Source organism: Corynebacterium marambiense (assembly GCF_016342275.1).
In the GTDB taxonomy this organism is placed as follows: domain Bacteria; phylum Actinomycetota; class Actinomycetes; order Mycobacteriales; family Mycobacteriaceae; genus Corynebacterium; species Corynebacterium marambiense.
In genome coordinates this window covers 243,965-261,781 of sequence record NZ_JAEIOT010000004.1, presented here as the reverse complement: position 1 = coordinate 261,781, position 17,817 = coordinate 243,965, and the positions used below count along the sequence as shown (strand labels likewise).

General features: G+C 65.4%; 15 protein-coding genes and 1 tRNA gene. 11 read left to right on the top strand and 5 right to left on the bottom strand.

Translation table 11 applies throughout. The annotated features are described in order from the left end of the window. Positions 1-34: 34 nt before the first annotated feature. The 3 genes from JDV76_RS12420 to JDV76_RS01250 are packed head-to-tail and all read left to right on the top strand — an operon-like array spanning position 35 to position 859. Positions 35-226: a DUF4244 domain-containing protein gene (locus JDV76_RS12420; RefSeq protein WP_336244237.1), complete on the top strand. Its 192-nt coding sequence runs from the start codon at positions 35-37 to the stop codon at positions 224-226. Then, the gene (locus JDV76_RS01255) at positions 223-555 is read left to right on the top strand and encodes a hypothetical protein (protein ID WP_198735054.1); all 333 of its coding nucleotides are present in this window, start codon (positions 223-225) and stop codon (positions 553-555) included. The genes JDV76_RS12420 and JDV76_RS01255 overlap by 4 nt, the downstream gene beginning before the upstream one ends. Further along, positions 542-859 (top strand): Rv3654c family TadE-like protein, encoded by a 318-nt coding sequence (locus tag JDV76_RS01250; protein ID WP_248140722.1) that lies wholly within the window; start codon positions 542-544, stop codon positions 857-859. The genes JDV76_RS01255 and JDV76_RS01250 overlap by 14 nt, the downstream gene beginning before the upstream one ends. Positions 860-861: 2 nt before the next feature. Here JDV76_RS01250 and JDV76_RS01245 read toward each other — a convergent pair whose 3' ends face one another. Further along, entirely contained in the window at positions 862-3,240 is a 2,379-nt protein-coding gene (locus JDV76_RS01245) for a DEAD/DEAH box helicase (RefSeq protein ID WP_198735053.1), read from the bottom strand. A 275-nt stretch (positions 3,241-3,515) separates the two neighbouring features. Here JDV76_RS01245 and JDV76_RS01240 point away from each other — a divergent pair, with 275 nt between their 5' ends. The 3 genes from JDV76_RS01240 (at position 3,516) to JDV76_RS01230 (ending at position 7,859) form a co-directional block, all read left to right on the top strand. Then, positions 3,516-3,719, top strand: coding sequence for a cold-shock protein (locus JDV76_RS01240; RefSeq protein WP_198735052.1), 204 nt, complete (start codon positions 3,516-3,518; stop codon positions 3,717-3,719). Positions 3,720-4,118: 399 nt separating this feature from the next. After that, the gene (gene topA, locus JDV76_RS01235) at positions 4,119-7,058 is read left to right on the top strand and encodes a type I DNA topoisomerase (RefSeq protein ID WP_248140720.1); all 2,940 of its coding nucleotides are present in this window, start codon (positions 4,119-4,121) and stop codon (positions 7,056-7,058) included. A gap of 165 nt (positions 7,059-7,223) precedes the next feature. Further along, on the top strand, positions 7,224-7,859 hold the full coding sequence (locus JDV76_RS01230) for a hypothetical protein (RefSeq protein WP_198735358.1): 636 nt from the start codon (positions 7,224-7,226) through the stop codon (positions 7,857-7,859). Positions 7,860-7,958: 99 nt separating this feature from the next. Here the strand turns inward: JDV76_RS01230 and JDV76_RS01225 are convergent, their stop codons facing one another. Further along, positions 7,959-9,488, bottom strand: a complete 1,530-nt coding sequence (locus JDV76_RS01225) for an adenylate/guanylate cyclase domain-containing protein (RefSeq protein ID WP_198735050.1) — start codon at positions 9,486-9,488, stop codon at positions 7,959-7,961. Positions 9,489-9,547: 59 nt separating this feature from the next. Between JDV76_RS01225 and JDV76_RS01220 the strand changes: the two genes are divergently transcribed. From JDV76_RS01220 to JDV76_RS01205, 4 genes are all read left to right on the top strand, one after another. Continuing rightward, on the top strand, positions 9,548-10,846 hold the full coding sequence (locus JDV76_RS01220) for a DNA polymerase III subunit delta' (RefSeq protein WP_248140718.1): 1,299 nt from the start codon (positions 9,548-9,550) through the stop codon (positions 10,844-10,846). 73 nt (positions 10,847-10,919) lie between these two features. Beyond that, positions 10,920-10,995, top strand: a tRNA-Thr gene (locus JDV76_RS01215). Between the two features lie 108 nt (positions 10,996-11,103). Then, the gene (locus JDV76_RS01210) at positions 11,104-11,577 is read left to right on the top strand and encodes a hypothetical protein (RefSeq protein WP_198735049.1); all 474 of its coding nucleotides are present in this window, start codon (positions 11,104-11,106) and stop codon (positions 11,575-11,577) included. Beyond that, a complete protein-coding gene (locus JDV76_RS01205; RefSeq protein WP_198735048.1) occupies positions 11,543-12,001 on the top strand; it encodes a hypothetical protein in 459 nt (152 codons plus the stop codon). The genes JDV76_RS01210 and JDV76_RS01205 overlap by 35 nt, the downstream gene beginning before the upstream one ends. Before the next feature lie 90 nt (positions 12,002-12,091). On the opposite strand, the gene JDV76_RS01200 is transcribed toward JDV76_RS01205, so the two are convergent. Further along, positions 12,092-14,506 carry a YncE family protein gene (locus tag JDV76_RS01200; protein ID WP_198735047.1) on the bottom strand — a complete coding sequence of 805 codons (2,415 nt, stop codon included), beginning with the start codon at positions 14,504-14,506 and terminating at the stop codon, positions 12,092-12,094. A gap of 167 nt (positions 14,507-14,673) precedes the next feature. On the opposite strand from JDV76_RS01200, the gene JDV76_RS01195 reads away from it, so the two are divergent. Continuing rightward, on the top strand, positions 14,674-15,930 hold the full coding sequence (locus JDV76_RS01195; protein WP_198735046.1) for an MFS transporter: 1,257 nt from the start codon (positions 14,674-14,676) through the stop codon (positions 15,928-15,930). A 25-nt stretch (positions 15,931-15,955) separates the two neighbouring features. Here the strand turns inward: JDV76_RS01195 and JDV76_RS01190 are convergent, their stop codons facing one another. Continuing rightward, a complete protein-coding gene (locus tag JDV76_RS01190) occupies positions 15,956-16,771 on the bottom strand; it encodes a cytochrome c biogenesis CcdA family protein (RefSeq protein WP_198735045.1) in 816 nt (271 codons plus the stop codon). A gap of 4 nt (positions 16,772-16,775) precedes the next feature. Then, on the bottom strand, positions 16,776-17,675 hold the full coding sequence (locus JDV76_RS01185; protein WP_198735322.1) for a DsbA family protein: 900 nt from the start codon (positions 17,673-17,675) through the stop codon (positions 16,776-16,778). Positions 17,676-17,817: the final 142 nt, after the last annotated feature.

Below are 17,817 nucleotides of genomic sequence, written 5' to 3'. Positions count from 1 at the left end.
TCGCAGGCAGTCGGACGACACCGGTCCTGTCGGGATCGCAGGAGACCCGACGGTAGCCGGCATCCTGGCCGATGAACTGGGCATGAGCACCATCGAATACGCCATGGGCAGCATCGCAGCTGCGGCCCTCGCCGCGGTGCTCTACACCGTGATCACCGGCAGTGATGTCGTCGACGCGATCCGTGGGATCATCGTCGATGCACTCACCAGCGGTCCCAGCGCATGAAACCACCACGGATACCGACGGCCCCCGGGGATGATCGAGGATCGGTCACGATTGAAGCGGCGATCTCCATCTCCGCGCTGATCGTGCTGTGCGCTCTCATCGTGGCTGGCGTGGTGACGCTTGCAGCGCACGTCGCGGCGATCGATCTGGCGGGAGCCGCTGCCCGTGGGCACGCCATCGGGCGGGAGCTCACACCCGGCCCCGAAGTGCGGGTCACCGTCACCGAAAACGCGGGGATCGTGACTGCCGCTGTCACTGTTCCCGCCCCGCTCGGGGCGGTGACGGCTCGGGCGTTCTATCCCGTGGAGTATCCCGGTGAACCCCGGTGAAAGAGGCTCGACCACCCTCATCGCGGCGAGCGTCGCTGCTGCGCTCGTGGCGCTCACCCTCATCGTGTTCGACGTCACGGGTGATGTCCTGGACCGGCATCGGGCGCAGGTCTCCGCCGATCTGGCGGCCGTCGCCGCGGCCACCGCGTTGTGGTTCGGGGATGACGCCTGCCCCGTGGCTTCCCGGACGGTGGCCCGGAACGTCGGGGGAGAGCTCCGGAACTGCCGGATCGCCGGCGCGGACGTCATCGTGGACGTCGCGGTCGGCGACGCCATCGCCAGGGCTCGGGCCGGCCCCCTGTGAGATCAGGTATCGGCGAGCATCGTCACCATCGCACCGAGAAGCGTGAGCGCACCGTGCTTGTCCAGGGGTGAGTTGCCGTTTCCGCACTTCGGGGACTGTACGCAGGAGGGGCAACCGTCCGTGCAGGAGCACGCACGGATCGCCTCGAACGTGGCGGTGATCCACTCTCTGAAACGGGCGAAACCACAGTCGGCGAACCCGGCCCCTCCCGGATGCCCGTCATAGACGAACACCGTGGGAAGCCCGGTGTCGGTGTGCAGCGCCGTGGACACGCCCCCGATGTCCCACCGGTCGCAGGTGGCGATCAGCGGGAGCATGCCGATCGCCGCGTGTTCGGCGGCATGTAGCGTCCCGGGCAAGTCAGCGGCCGTTATACCCATAGCTGCCAACGCGTTCGGATCGATCGTGTACGCCACCGCCCGGGTCCGTAGCTGCTGCGGAGGGAAGTCCAGGGGAACCTGATCCAGTACTGTCCCGTCGGCCATCCGCATGACGTATCCGGTCACCTGCTCGGTCACCTCGACACCGACGTTCGCGACCCACAGTCCAGGGGATGGGTTCCGCAGTTCCCCGTCGCCCGGATCCTCGATGATCTGGATGGTCGTCGTGCTCCGGGCGAAGGTGGTGTAGTCGGGGATCTCCGCGTGGGCGAGGGCGAGGTGATCGTCCAGGAGCAGGTCGTCGACCACAAATGACTCGCCCTGGTGGAGGTACACCGCGCCGGGGTGCACCTGGGAGACCGCGCGCACGGCGTCGATCGTGCCCAGCAGCCTGCCGTCCCCGGAATCGACGATGGTGATGTCCCCGCCGGCGCCACCCCGGAGTGACACCGATCCGTGTGCCGTGTGTGGTCGTGGCAGGTCCGGCCGGTCATCGATGTGTCGGTCCACGGCGAACCAGCCCCGGGATCGTTTCCGCAACAAACCGGTGTCGGCCAGCTCAGTGAGTATGCCGTGGATGTCGTCTCGTGGGCCGAAGAGAGCGAGATCCCCGTCGGTGAGGGGAAACTCCACTGCCGCGCAGTACAGGTGCCCCCGGAGGACATAGGGGTTCGTCGGGTCGAAGATGCTGCGCTCGATGGGTGAACCGAGGAGTGCCTCCGGATGATGTACCAGATAGGTGTCCATGGGGTCGTCCCGGGCGACGAGCACCACGATCGAACCCTGACCGCGTCGGCCGGCGCGCCCCGCCTGCTGCCAGAACGACGTTACCGTTCCGGGGAAACCGGCGGTGACCACCGCATCGAGACCCCCGACGTCGATCCCCAGTTCCAGGGCATTTGTGGAGGCGACCCCCACCAGGGTCCCGTCGTCCAGCTGCTGCTCCAGACGTCGGCGGTCGGCGGCCAGGTACCCGGCCCGGTAGGCCGCGATGCGCTGGGCCAGATCACTGCGGCCCATCCGCGACAACTCCTCGGCGCACCGCAGTGCCACGGCCTCCGCACCTCGACGGGAGCGGACGAACGTGAGTGTCCGCGCTCCTGCTGCGACGACGCGGGCCATGATGAGCGCGGCTTCCGTGGATGCGGCCCGGCGTACCGGGGTTGTCGGTGCGTTCTCCGGGGGATCGATGAAACCCGGTTCCCAGAGCACCACCGTCCGTTCGCCGGTCGGGGCGCCGTCGTCGGTGACGGCCTCGACGGGGAGCCCGGTCAGCCGACTGGCGTGACCGGCGGGATCCGCGATGGTCGCGGACGCGAGGATGAACACCGGCGAACTGCCGTATCTGGCGCAGATCCTGCGCAGTCGGCGGAGGACCAGGGCGACGTTCGCCCCGAAGATGCCCCGGTAGGAGTGGCACTCGTCGATGACCACGTACCTCAGGTTCCGCAATACGCGTGCCCAACGGGCGTGATTCGCCAAGATCGAGGCGTGGCACATGTCCGGGTTGGTGAACACCATCCGGCTCGTGTCCCTGATGTGGTGTCGTACCTCGGTCGGGGTGTCCCCGTCATAAGGCGCCGGGTGAACCGACCCGAGTCCCTCGACGGCGCGGGTCAACCGGCTCACGGTAGCGAGCTGGTCGCTTCCGAGGGCCTTGGTGGGCGTGATGTAGAGGACGCAGGTCTGATCGTCGGCGGCGAGATCGGACAACACCGGGAGGAGATAGCCGAGGGACTTTCCCGATGAGGTGCCGGTGGAGACGACGACGTGTCCACCTTCCCAGGCGATTCGGGCGCACCGTTCCTGGTGGATGAACAGCTGCCGGAGGTCGTTCTCCTCCGACAGGTGTTGCCGCAGTGGTGGATGCACCCAGTCAGGCCAGGCACCGTATCGGGCAGCACGGGGCGCTGAAGTGGTGGTGGACGTGCACGTCGATTCGGGTAGCCGAGTGGCCAGAATCGCCGCGATTTCGTCGCCGAATGACGCGGAAGTCGACATCGCACTCCTTTTTCCTGCTTCTGACCTGCGGAGATAAAGTAATTCGCGATTCAGACTATCGCTCAGCGCTCAAACGTGACACACTGGTACTCGGTCGCAGATTTTCATGCGGAGTACTTCGGTACACGCAGAGGATAATGTCACGGAACCCAGGTTATGGCCATAAGTTTCTCCGAAACTTGTTGCAAGCCTGTCAGGAGGTTTCCGTGACGGCCCGGTGTTCTTCGTCAGGTGAAGTTCAACCGCATCCTAAAGTTAAGAAAAAGGTTAAAAGTATGGCACAGGGAACTGTGAAGTGGTTCAACGCTGAAAAGGGCTTTGGTTTCATTGCCCCGGCCGATGGATCCGATGATGTCTTCGTTCACTACTCCGAGATCCAGGGCAACGGTTTCCGTACCCTCGAGGAGAACCAGCAGGTCGAGTTCGAGATCGGTGAAGGCGCCAAGGGCCCGCAGGCCCAGCAGGTCCACGCCATCTAGGTCTCACCACCTGATACGATCGCCCGGCTTTTCCGCTGTAATGCGGTGAAGCCGGGTTTTCGCTGTCCCCGGGGTCCGTCGCACGGTGCGGATTCTGCCTCGTCGGATCTCGCGGCGGGCGACACGGTATGCCGGATGGATGCCACCGTGCACTGTTCCGGGGTGTGTGGATCACCCGGGGGCTGGGGATGGTGCGGTGGAACGAGCCAACCCCGGTGGGGGTGACCCCTCTGTCTGCGATCCACCTCGGGAAATCGGTCGTATACGGCAGTAATGCTCAACCCCGGGCACACCCGCGCGGGAACGGGCCCGGGCGGTGCTGTGCAGTGGAGACATATACAACTGTGTACGGTAGTCGGAGATGAAGAACACCCACTGTGCGAGAGGGACGTAACCCAAGTGGCACCAGCTAAGCGGTCAGGTACGAAACGACTGGTCATTGTCGAGTCGCAGACGAAGGCGAAGAAAATTGCGCCTTATCTGGGTGACGACTACATCGTCGAGGCGTCTGTCGGTCACATCCGTGACCTCCCGCGCGGTGCCGCCGATGTGCCCGCGAAGTACAAGAAAGAGTCGTGGGCGCGTCTCGGTGTCGACGTCGAGCATGGTTTTGCCCCGCTCTATGTTGTCAGTACGGACAAGAAGAAGAAGGTCGCGGACCTCAGGGCCAAGCTCAAGGAGGTCGACGAGCTCTATCTCGCGACAGACCCCGACCGTGAGGGTGAAGCCATCGCCTGGCACCTCCTCGAGGTGCTCAAGCCCAAGGTGCCCGTCCGCCGTATGGTGTTCAACGAGATCACGAAGCCCGCCATCCTCGCTGCCGCGGAGAACACCCGCGAGCTGGACGACAACCTCGTCGATGCCCAGGAGACCCGCCGCATTCTCGACCGCCTCTACGGCTACGAGATCTCGCCCGTGCTGTGGAAGAAGGTCATGCCGCGGCTGTCCGCCGGGCGTGTGCAGTCGGTTGCCACCCGGGTCATCGTCGAGCGCGAGCGTGAGCGTATGGCGTTCATCTCGGCGAACTACTGGGACATCGCCGCGGAGTTCGACACCGGCAATCCGAACGCCGACCACACCAACCCGCGGGTGTTCTCCGCGAGGTTGACCAGGGTCGATGGATCCCGGGTGGCTTCCGGACGGGATTTCAACGACCGCGGCGCGCTGAAGAGCGACTCCGTCGTCGTCATCGATGAGGACCGTGCCCGGCAACTCGCCGACGGATTGGCCGAGTCCGCGATGGCGGTCGCCGACGTCGAGGAGAAGCCCTACACCCGCCGTCCCTACCCGCCGTTCATGACGTCGACCCTCCAGCAGGAGGCGGGCCGCAAGCTGCACTACACTTCGGACCGCACTATGCGCATCGCGCAGCGCCTGTACGAGAACGGCCACATCACCTACATGCGTACCGACTCGACCACGCTGTCCGCATCGGGCATCGAGGCCGCCCGCGCGCAGGCCGTCGAGCTCTACGGCCGGGACTACGTCTCTGATTCGCCGCGCCAGTACACCCGCAAGGCCAAGAACTCGCAGGAGGCGCACGAGGCCATCCGCCCCGCAGGCGAAACGTTCGCCACCCCGGGGCAGCTGCACGGTCAGCTGGACGCCGAGGAGTTCAAGCTCTACGAACTGATCTGGCAGCGCACCGTCGCCTCGCAGATGGCGGACGCGCGGGGAACCTCGATGAAGGTGACCATCGCCGGTACCGCCGACGATGGCTCGGCCTGTGAGTTCGCCGCCACCGGCCGCACCATCACGTTCCCCGGTTTCCTCAAGGCCTACGTCGAGGTGTCCCGGCAGGCGGACGGACGTGACATGGCGGACAACGCCGAGAAGCAGCTCCCCCGGCTGGTCGAGGGCGACGACCTGTCGATCTCCGATGTCACCGCCGAAGGGCACTCCACGAACCCGCCCGCCCGCTACACCGAGGCGTCGCTGGTGAAGAAGATGGAGGATCTCGGTATCGGGCGTCCGTCGACGTACGCGTCGATCATCAAGACCATCCAGGACCGCGGGTATGTCTACCCGCGCGGCAGTGCCCTCGTACCCAGTTGGGTCGCCTTCGCCGTCGTCGGACTGCTCGAGGCGTCGTTCTCCTCACTCGTGGACTACGACTTCACCTCCTCCATGGAGGATGAGCTTGATGAGATCGCGGCCGGGACCGAGGACCGGACGCACTGGCTCACCGGCTTCTACTTCGGCAACTCCGAGGCCTCCGAAGCGATGGCGGAGACCGTCGCCCGGCTCGGTGGCCTGAAGGCCTTGGTCGGCGACAATTTGGAACAGATCGACGCCCGTAGCGTAAATTCGCTGCACCTGTTCGACGATGATCAAGGGCGCGCCATCTTCGTGCGCGTCGGGCGATACGGGCCGTACTTGGAACGCCAGGTCGGCACCGCCGAGGACGGCACACCGGAGCACCAGCGCGCGAACCTCCCGGATGCGATGACCCCGGATGAACTCAACCTTGAGGCGGCGGAGAAACTCTTCGCTACCCCGCAGGGGGGTCGGGAGCTGGGTGTGAATCCGGCGAATGGTCGCACCGTGGTCGCCAAGGAGGGCCGCTACGGTCCGTACGTCACCGAGCTGGTCACCGACGCGGAGCGCGAGGGAGCTCTCGAGATCGCGGAGAAGGTCGTCGCCGAGGAGCGCGCCGCCGAGGACGCCCAGCGGGCGGCCGAGGGTAAGCGGGCGAAGAACTGGGAGACCAAGACCGCGGCGAACCAGAAGGAGAAGCGGCTCAATCAGATCATCGAGGAGACCCTCAAACCCGGTACCGCATCCTTGTTCTCCTCCATGGAGCCGGCGACGGTCACCCTGGAGGACGCCCTGCGGCTGCTGTCTCTGCCGCGTGAGGTCGGCACGGATCCTTCCGACGGTGAGCTGATCACCGCCCAGAACGGCCGTTACGGCCCGTATCTGAAGAAGGGAAACGACTCCCGTTCGCTCGCTAGTGAGGAGCAGATCTTCACCGTCACCCTCGACGAGGCACGCCGGATCTACGCGGAACCGAAGCGTCGTGGTCGCGCGCAGGCGGCGCCACCGCTGAAGACGTTGGGCGACAACGACGTGTCAGGCAAGCCGATGGTGGTGAAGGACGGTCGTTTCGGCCCCTATGTTACGGATGGCGAAACCAATGCGTCGCTGCGGAAGGGGGATACCCCGGAGACGATGACCGACATCCGGGCATGTGAACTCCTGTCCGAGCGGCGTGCCAAGGAGGCAGCGAGTCCGTCCCCGGCGAAGAAGACCCGGAAGAAGTCAACCAAGAAGGCCGCGAAGAAAACGGTGAAAAAGACGACGAAGCGCGTGGTTAAAGCCGGCTTGCGGAAGAAGTAGCCACGTTCCGTCAGTGTTCTCTCAGCCAATTGCGTGCCGACCTCCGTATGCTCGGGGTCGGCACGTCCGGTTTTCACCGGAGGTGCTGGGGTAGCCCGTACTGGACAAGCCCCATCTCACGCGTAACATCAGTAGCACTTGTAACTACTTGAAGGAAGTACCACCGTGATCATTCGTCGTCTCACGGCCGTCTCGGCCGCGTCCCTCATCGCCGTTACCGGCCTTGCCGCCCCCGCGTTCGCAGCCGATGCGGAGACCGAGGTCAACAATGCGGTCAACAAAGTCAACAGCATCACCGGCTTCGTCCAGTTCGCACCCTGCAGCCGGGTCCGCAGTGAGCTGGATTCCCGTGGTGGCGGCGGTTACCGCACTACCGGCGATCTCCGGGACCGTGCCGCAGGTGAGGTCGCCGGCCAGATCGCCCGCGTCGAGCGTCGGGCCGGCGGGCTGAATGCCGCGCAGCGCCAGCGCCTCAGTGACGCGTACTGGGCTGGAGCGAATGCAGGCATCGCCAGGGCGCGCTCCTGCGGAATCGTGACCGAAGGCCCGGCATCGGGTACTCCGGCGGGCAACGGCGGTGCCCCGGTGAACCACGGGAACCCGGCACCGGCTCCCGGACCGGCAGTGAACAACGCCCCGGCTCCGGCCCCGGCCCCCGCACTGCCTTTCCCAGTACCGGCCCCGGTTCAGGATGCCCTGCGCGGCACCGTGATCCACGTTCCCAACCCCTTCGACCCGGCACGCCCCTTCGAGGTTGTGGTTCCCGCGTTCCTCGCGCCCCTGTTTGGCCTGTCCAGCTGAGTGACTGGAACTAAACGGTCATGATGATCGACCGGCCCCGGCCGCCATGCGGCGGTGGGGAGCCGGTCGTTTCTGTTTCCCGGGGGAGAAGGATCGGGGCTACGCCCGCTCGGCGAGGGTAGGACGGATGGGCCGGGCCAGCTGGGTGAGTTCGTGGCGCCCCCGCAGTTCCACGGACTTGAGGAGAGTCCACCGTGCACGTTCCGCTTCATTCGCGTCACGCAGTGTCGCGGCCGAGGTCAGCACCTGACCGGGTGTGTCCTTCGCGAGTTCGGTCAGCCTGGCCGCCTGGTTTACGGCGTCGCCGATCACCGTGTACTCGAAGCGATCATGGCCGCCGATGTGCCCGGCGACGACATGGCCCGCGGAGACGCCGATACCGCAGGACAGTTCCATCCCCTTGAGCTCCTGGCGTAGTTCCCGGGCTGCGGCGAGCGCATGCCCCGTGGCGTCGGCAAGCTGCAGAGGCGCCCCGAAGACGGCGAGGGCGGCGTCACCCTGGAACTTGTTGATGATCCCCTTGTGCCTGTGCACCACCTCGACCACATGCTCGAAGAACTGGTTCAGTGCCGCCACGACCTCCTCGGGGGTGTGGTTCACGGCGAATCCGGTCGACCCGATCACATCGACGAACAGGACGGCGACCTTGCGGTCTTCGCCTCCGAGGGTGGGGCGCTCCTCCATGGCGCGGTGGGCGACCTCGGTGCCGACGTATCGGCCAAAGAGCTCACGGACCCGTTGACGTTCCCTCAGTCCGCGCATCATCTCGTTGAACCCGGCCTGGAGGACACCGATCTCGGAGCCGTCGTAGATGTCCACCTGGGTGGAGGTCTCCCCGCGGCGGACCCTGTTGATCGCGTCCTGCAGTTCCCTGATCGGGTCCACGACGCTCATGATCACCAGTGCGGTGGCGGCGAAACCGGTGACCAGGGCCGCCACCGTGAGCGCGAGAATCGCAGGCAGTATTTCCGCCGGATCGGCGGACAGATAACCCGTCTTCTGCCCGGCGATGAGCAGCAGTATCCCCACGGCTGGGACACCCGTCGTGGACAGCCAGGTGAGCTGGAGTCTCCGCTGCACCGGCGGCTCCAGGGTGGAGTCCTCGAAGCGGCGGGCGAGGGCGACGACCGCCACCGGGCGGACGAGGCGCTCGGCCTCAAGGTAGGTCATCAGAACGACGACGGAGCCACCCAGGAGACTAGTCAGTCCGACGACGAGGGCGTGCCGGGGGGTTTCCTCGATCCCGGCGACGGCGGTGATGATACCGATGCCGATCAGCCACACGGTGCCGGCCAGCGCAGACTGATACACGGGGATCCGCATGACCAGGTTCCGCACCATGTTGGGGTCATGGGCCTCCGGGTGCCGTTGCCAGCGGAGCACGGGAAGAAACAGGGCGGCTGTGGCGATGACACCGACGATGATGGCGAAGATCAGGTAACCGACCGCCAGTGCCGGAAGATAGCCTGCCTCGTGGGGTCCGGCGGGGGCATCGGGTAAGGGGACCAGGAACTTCAAAAACAGCATGACGCCCACGGCTCCGAGGACGTTCGAGCCGAGCACCGTCGCGGAATACAGCGGCCACGAGGTCCCCCACAGCCACCGGATGATCTGTGCGACACGACTCATGCCCATCACCTTAACCCGGACGGTCGGACATGTGCGCGACGTTGCTTTAGGCTGGGGGAGTGAGCACGCCGAACGCCCCCCATAACCCCACCGACGTCCCGGCATCTGGACCGCAGCACACCGGAACAGATGTCTTCGACAGGATCGCCGGGTTCGGAGCCGTGCGTCAAACCCTGACGGGAGCAGCTGCGGCGGCACGGGCGCTCACCGCCGGGAGGGGGAGCGGTGGTGCGGCACCCGCCGGGGTCGCCGGGGCGGGGATGACCCACTCGTGGTTGTTCACCGGACCGCCCGGTTCCGGGCGCTCGGTCGCCGCTCTCGCATTCGCCGCGGCCCTGGTGTGCAACGACCCCGGGGTCACCGGTTGCGGGCGGTGCACCGGGTGCCGGACCGCGCTAGCCGGGACCCACGCCGACGTCATCCACGTGGTGCCACACGAGCTGAGTATCAGCGTCAAGCTGATGCGGGACGTGATCCGGGACGCATCGAAGCGCCCCACAACCGCCGACTGGAGGGTGGTGGTCATTGAGGATGCCGACAGGTTGAGCGATGCTGCGGCCAACGCACTACTGAAAACCGTGGAGGAGCCCCCGGAGCGGACAGTGATCATTCTGTGCGCCCCGTCGACAGACCCCCGGGACATCGCCATCACGTTGCGCTCACGCTGTCGGCACGTCTACATCCCGACGCCGGCGATCACCGATGTTGCGCGCCTCCTCGTTCGTGAGCTGGGGGTCGCGGAAGGGGACGCGAAACTCGCTGCGGCGGCATCCGCCGGACACATCGGGCGGGCGCGGAACCTGGTGCGCAGTACCGCGGCACAACAACGACGTGCACAAGTGCTGGGGCTCGCCAGACTGGTGTACGAGGGTGACCTCGCATTCCGGGAGGTGACCAACCTGATCCGCACCATCGAGACGGAAGCCGGGGAAACCCTCGATGCCCTCGACGAGCAGGAAACCGAGAAACTCGCCGTGGCCCTGGGCCTCGGAGCGAAAGGTAAGGGTACCGTCAAGGCGCTCCGCGGCACCCGCACCGAGATCAGGGAGTTGGAGGAGAGGCAGAAACGGCGTCGGACCCGGTATCTGCGGGACGCCCTCGATCTCTCCCTAGTGGATCTCGCGGGACTGTACCGGGACGCCCTGCTCACCTCTTCCGGGGCGCAGGAGGTGCAACGCATTCATCCGGACATGGCGGAGATCGTCGATAAACTCGCAGAGCGCAACACCGCTGAAGCTCTGGTGGCGTGCCTCGATGCCGTGACGCTCTGCCGTGAATCTCTCGGCCAGAGCGTGCGCCCCATCGTGGCCATGGATGCTCTCGTCGGGCGGCTCCGGAAGGCGTGCGGAGTGTCCTGAAAAGAGTCTTTGCGCTGGGCTTTCGTGTCGGCACCGTTCATACGCTAAAGTAGGTAACCGGTACCAGTACCATGCCGCCTTAGCTCAGTCGGTAGAGCATTTCACTCGTAATGAAAAGGTCGCGAGTTCGATTCTCGCAGGCGGCTCCACCAAACCCCCGTACAGAACACTGTTCCGTACGGGGGTTTCTTGACGTTCATCCGCGCGGAGTCACAGTCAACAGCTTTGCGGGGTGGGTGGTTGGGTAGCATGTCTGCATGGGACTGAATCCAGGGAAGAGACATAGAAATTTGGTGGATATGACGGTCGATCCCGAAGGGTTTGAATACGTCGTGTCCGGGGATGCTGCCGAGGGTATGAACTTTCCCGTTCATCTGGGGGGAGGTACCGTCCTGCAGGTCCGGACCATGGAGCGTGGAAAACTGATCGTCGATTTCTCTTTGAACCAGTACGTGGAACCAGGATATCAGGGGAATGTCACGCAGGGGAATGTGGATGTCGCCCGAATTGACTGCTGTCACAGTGAGGTTCACAGACACCAGTTCTATCGTGATAATCGACCCCAAAAGAGGTATATCATCAAAGATCTAAAGTGTGTTTCAAGTCACAAAGATGCCGAAAATCTGGTTTCTGATAGCTATGATCCCTGTTACAGCACAATGGTTGATAACTGGGAACTGTACCTCGAAAGGTGGGATGACGGAGATGCACACGGCGGGAAGAACAACTGAACTCAAGATTCTCACCAAGATTCGCCTGCTCATTGCCCGGCTTACCCAGATCACCGTTCTGAATCCCACTGTTCGGCCTGAATTCCGGGAACGAACTCTGTGGCGGCCGACTATGCCGATGATTCCTTCCGAATGGTCTCGCACGGTCGGGGAGGTCCGTGATGAAGCAGATAAGTGCTTTGACGCGGGGGCCGACACTGTTTTTGTACCAGTGTTGATGAAAGGGACTGATGGGAGCTGGACGATTCGTGTTGCTTTCTTGAGTCGTGATCCCGTTGCCTGTGACGTGGTGGAAAACATCCAGGACATGGCTCCGCATGTCACCATGGGGGAGTTGATGGACACGCTCGCCCCGGGCAAGCGTTGGGACTACGACGATATTCACGAATCCCGCGAACTGGATGCCCTGCTCGACTTGGTCTGATCGCAGTCGACTGTCGTAGGCACTGACCTCGTCTTCCGGTGGATGCACCAGCAGTGGGTGGCCGGTTTTCGCGGGCCGGTACGGCTGGACTCACCTGCCCGGGATCTGGAAGATCCCGAGGAACACCTGATGCAGCAGTCCCCCGAGCGCGGCGAGTACTGCGAGTACGGCCATGATCCCGGTAAACGCCCCGGTGCTTGATCCGTCGGCGCGTGCGGAATCCCGGTCCGCGAGCGCGGCGTCACGTGCGGATTCAGCCTTGATACGGGCCTGCTCCGCGAGTTCCGCGGCGGCTTCTGCTTCGATCCGTGCTGCTTCGGCCCGCTCTGCCCGTGCGGTGGCGTCTGTAGCTGTTTTCTCCGCTTCCGTGCGCGCCCGCTCGGCCGTGGTGAGTGCGGCCTCGAGGGCGGCGTGCGTCTGCTCTGCTGCGGCCAGCCGGGATTCGATTGCCGCCAGTGTTGCGGTGAGTGAGGTCACCTTTTCTTCGGCTGCGGCCAGTGCCTCCCGCGCGACGGTGAGTCGCTGTTCGAGTTCGGCAGTGTCGGACGCATGCTCGGCTGCCGCCTCGGCGAGGGCCTCCTCAGCTGCTTCCGCGCGAGTTTTCTCCAGCGCGGCCGTATTCTCGGCTGCAGCCAGCTGTTCACGTACCGTCGCGAGTTCCCGGTGAGTCTCAGCCAGTGCATCCCGGGCCGCATCGCGGTCGTCCCGGATGTCGTGGAAAGCCTGCCGCAGCCCCGCCAGCCGGACCTGTGCGAGCCGGTTCGCCCGGTAGCTGTGCAACTGGTCGGTCCCAACGTCTCCATTTCCCCAACTGCGTTTATTTGTGACGTAGATGGTGCCGTCCCCATCGAAGGAGATGTGGTTCGGCTTCGCGCCGGCATCGAGGTTGGCCACCGGAATGAGGGTGTCCGCATCGATCGCGGTAACTGTGCCACCGTCACGGTTACTCACGTAGAACAGATCGGTGACAGGCTCGTAGACCGCGGCCACGGCTTTGTCACCGGTCGCGATGTCTGCCAGTACATCTCCTGACTCCAGGTCGATGATGAGGACGTTTCCGGTGTCCTGATTCGCCACCGCGAGGTGTTCTCGTCCGATGTCGAGCGCCACGCCGGAGCCACGACGCATCACCTGCGGGTCCAGTTGGTATACCTTCGCATCGGAGGGATCCTCGACGTTGATCCGGAGTGTCGCCGGTTTGTCGAGGCTCACGGTGTAGAGGGTGTGCGTGGACTGGTCGTAGGCCGCGTCCATGGGCCGGGTGAAGCCCTCGGGGAGCGGAATCGTGCCAATCTTCGTGGGAGCGGTGGGATCGGAGCCGTCGTAGACGGTGATCCAACTATCATCCCGGTTGTACGGACTGGTGACGTATACGCGGTGGGTCGCGGAGTCCACGACCACGCTGCGTGGGTGGCCACCCTCGACTACCGGGAACTGGTGGATGAGGCTCAGGTCGTTGGCGTCGTAGACCGCGACGGTGCCGCCCATCGTGTTCGTCACCCAGAGAAGGTCATTGGTGTCGTCGATACCGATCCCGAACGCCTTGTACGCCTTGTAGTCGCCCTCGGCGGGTTCAGCGGGTTCAACTTCACCGAGGACCTCCATCGTCGCCGGATCGACCTTCATGATCGCGGAGGGACTGCGGGTCTCCCGATCGAAGTGGGTCCGGGTGACGAACAGCGCTCCCTGGCGTGCGGAATACACCGACTGGTAGAGACCGCGGGGGAGTTCTCCGACGGTGACGTCGAACCCCTCTCCGCCGTAGGTGTCGTTAAGGGGGGCCACGACCGGGCCGTTCGTACGCAGCGGAGGCCCACCGTCAACGGTGTATCCGACGGTGATCGGCTCACCTATGATCGCCGGGTCCGCGGGAAGGGACACCGCCGTGGTTCGGGCGCGTCGGTTCTCCGGGACGGTCACCGGTGCGAGCAGGAGGTTGGCGGAGTGCCCCTCGATGCCGACGTGATCGATGACGGCGCCTTCCGGGAGGTTGAACACCTCGACGGCCACCGCAGCCCCGGGGCGGGGCGCGGTCTCGGAACCAGAATCGGGGTCGTGCACGGTGATCCGCGGGTGGGACCGGTAGGCCGTGGTCACGCTGTTGTCCCCGTCGCTGATGAGCAGGGTGTGCTCCTGTCCCGCGGTGAGGCGACTGGTGCTCAAGGTGTAAACGGTTCCTTTGAACGTGCCGTTCTCCGCGGTGACGGTGTCCACCAGGTTTCCGCCCCCGATGTCCCACTTCTGGGCTGTGCCGTCGACCTGCGCGGAGAGCACCGCCCCAGCCGGAAAACCTGTGACCTCCGTGCGGAGGACCGTGCCACCGGAGGACCACGTGAACGCATCGGTGACGACGATGGATGCGGTGCCCGCGGTGCTGGTTGACTCCGGTGCCGGGGCAGGCATGGCGGTGGCGTTACCGATGACGCCGATTCCCCCGGTGATGAGGGAGACGGTGACGATCCCGGTGAGAGCCCGCCGCCCGGCCCGAAGCTGTGGTCTACCCATGGTGTGCTCCTCTTTCCCAACTGCGCTGTGACGACCCTGAATTGAAGATAAGTGGAGGCTAACCTAAAAGTATGGGTCGTGGCCAGGGGGTACCTGGAGCGGCGTGGCCGACCCCGCCCGAGCGCCCCGTGCCCCTGAAAGCCGGACGAAGGTCTAACATCTCCCGCATGGTGGAGGAGAGACCCGAATCGCACGTGCCCGGATACGTCCGACCGGGGCACGCGTTCAGACGCGTCGCCGGGGAACGCCGGGCCTGGCTCCCCGTGGCGCTCAGCATGTTCACGGTCGCCTGGGGCGGTAACGAGTTCACGCCGCTGCTCGTGCTGTACCGCCAGGCTGGGGAATTCTCCCCGGTGTTCGTCGATCTCATGCTCGTCGCCTACGCCATCGGCGTCGCGGTGGGGCTGCTGGTCACCGGCCCGTTGACCGACCGGTACGGGCGACGCCCGATCATGCTGCCGGCCCCGATCCTCGCGGTGCTCGCATCGGTGATCATTGCCCTCGCGGAGCACACGGCAGGGTGGATGACCATCGGACGGTTCCTGTCCGGGCTCGCGGTCGGCATGGCGATGACGGGTGGCGGCTCGTGGGTGAAGGAACTCTCCGCACCGCTGTTTGACCCGGGAGCCCGGCCCTCGTCGGGCGCGAAACGGGCGTCGATGGCATTGACCGCCGGGTTCGCCGTCGGCCCGGCGGTCGCCGGTGTTCTCGCGCAGTGGCTGCCCTGGCCCGGCCAGCTCTCGTTCGGTGTGCATGTGGTGCTGTCCTTTGTCCTGATTCCCCTGCTCCTGACGATCCCGGAGACCCGGCAACCGGCGATCCACGCGAAGCGCCGGTCGGTGCTGGATAGCTTGCGGGTCCCATCGTTGCGGAATCCCCGGTTCTACGCGGTGGTTCTACCCATCGCTCCCTGGGTGTTCGGCTCGGGTTTTACCGCCTATGCGACGCTGTCGGCACGCATGCAGGACCACGTCGCGCACCCGTTGGCGTTCTCCGGGGCGATCACCCTGCTGACCCTGGGGGTCGGGTTCGCCATCCAGCAGGCGGCCCCCGCGATAGCCGGAACCGGAGGCCCCCGCGGCCCGGTTGTCGCGATGGTGGCGACCATCGCGGGATTCGTGGGCGCCGTCGCGGTGGTACTCAATCCGTCTGTGCCGGTGATGCTCGTGGCGTGCGTATTCCTCGGGCTCTCCTACGGACTGTGTGTCTACACGGGCCTGTCGGAGGTGCAGCGGATGGCCGCCCCGAACGAACTCGGCGCCCTGACCGGGATCTTCTACTGCTTCACGTACACCGGGATGGCGTTCCCGGCTCTGCTGACCAGACTCAGTGACTGGTTCAGCTACCCGCTGATGCTCGGTTTCGGTGCGATCGTGGCGACGATCGTGCTGGCCGTGGTGAGCGTGACGGGGCGCCGGTTCTGATGGCGGTATCCCCGGTGGCGCTCGCCTAGCGGCGCCGCAGGAGCTTCACACCGATTCCCACGGCGATGATGCTGAGGACGACGATCAGGGCGACGACGTTGTCGATACCGGCCGCGAACTGCGCAACCCGGTTCTGTAGCCGGAACTGGGTTTCGGTGTCCAACAGGGTCGGCAGAGCGGAGGTTCCGTTGCTCGCGATGAACGTGAACCCGATGAGGATGAACAGCACGCCGGCGGCGACGCTGAGCGTGTTGGTGCGCACCGGACCGACGTGGACTTCCCGGCCTCGGAGCCAGTGCGCGTGGCCGAGGTCGAACCGGTCCCACAGCAGGGCGAGGAGGAACAGCGGGACGGTCATCCCGAGGGCGTAGCAGGCCATGACGAGCGCGCCGTAGGCCGCGGACCCACCGAGCGCGGAGGTCGCGAGCACCGCCCCGAGGAGAGGGCCGGCGCAGAAACCGGCGAAGCCGTAGACCGCGCCGAGAGCGAAAACGGGCAGCCACCCGGTGCCCCGGATGCGGTTGTTCATGGTGGACAGTCCGGGGATGCGGAAACCCAGGCCGAGAAGCGACCAGACACCGAGGGCGACCATCACCCAGCCGGCCACGGAGATCACCGTGTCGCGGTGCTGGGTGAACAGGGAACTGAACCCGCCGATCCCCGCGCCGACCGGGACGAGCACGCTGGCGAGACCCGCGAAGAACACGGCGGTGCGTCCCACGAGCTGGCGTTTCGACGTGAACGCGTAGGCGAAGAACGCGGGAAGCAGCAGCGCGGAGCAGGGACTCAGGATGGAGAGGACTCCGCCGAGGAAGGCCCCGATGACACCGATGGAGAGCAACGTCCTACCGCGCCCCGGCTGCGGTGAGTTCGGCGGCGGACCGGGTGTCCGGCTCGGTGACCTCGGCCTCCCCGTCGGCGACCCGCTTCAGTTCGGTGTTGATGACTTCCTCGAACACCTCGAGGGGCTGGGCGCCGCCGATGAAGGTCTCGCCGATGACGAATCCGGGTGTCCCGCTCACACCGATGCTGCTGGCGTAGGCGCGGGCGTTGGCGATCACCTCGTCGTACTTGTCGCTGGTCGCGTCCGTACGGAACTTCTCCATGTCCGGTACCCCGGCCTCCTCGGCGAAGCGGACGAAATCCTCGATCCCGTAGTTCGGGTGTCCGGACACGTTCTTCGACGAGTTGTAGAGGGCGTGCTTGAATTCGACGAACCGACCCTGTTCCGCGGCGGCCCGGCCGGCCCGCGCCGCGGCTTCGGCGTTGGGGCCGTTGATCGGCAGATCGTTCCACTCCATGCGGACCAGTCCCGTGTCGACGTACTTGCTCAGGATCGTCGGTTCCGTGTCGTTCGCGAAGAGTGAGCAGAACGGGCACTCGAAATCGGAGAACTCGGAGATGACGACGGGCGCGTCGATCGCACCGACGGCGAACGGGTCGTAGACGTTGCGGCGGTGGATGTTGGGCATGTCCGCCTGGCTCTGCAGCGGGCCGCGCGGACCCCAGAACATCGCGTCGTAACCGCCGTCCTCCGTTTCCTTCGCGCCGTCGCCACGACTGCCGTCGGCACCGGGGGTCACGGAAGCGAGCACATCCTCGTAGGACGGTGCGCCGGTCGCGGTCGCCACGGTTCCGCCGGATGCGGTGGTGGATGATTCATCGGGGCGGTCCGCGGTGCGGTCGCCTATCACGTACCCGACGAGGCCCGCGATGATGACGAGGAGAACGGTGAATACCCACATTGTCGTCGGGATCCGGGTGGTGGGGGTCTCTCCTGCTGCCGGAGCGGAAGGTTCGGTTGACGCGGTGTCATCCGCGGTCGTGTCGGACACGGGAAAGCTCCTTCTAAGGGGCATGGTGGGTGAATCGATCAATTCTCCATTG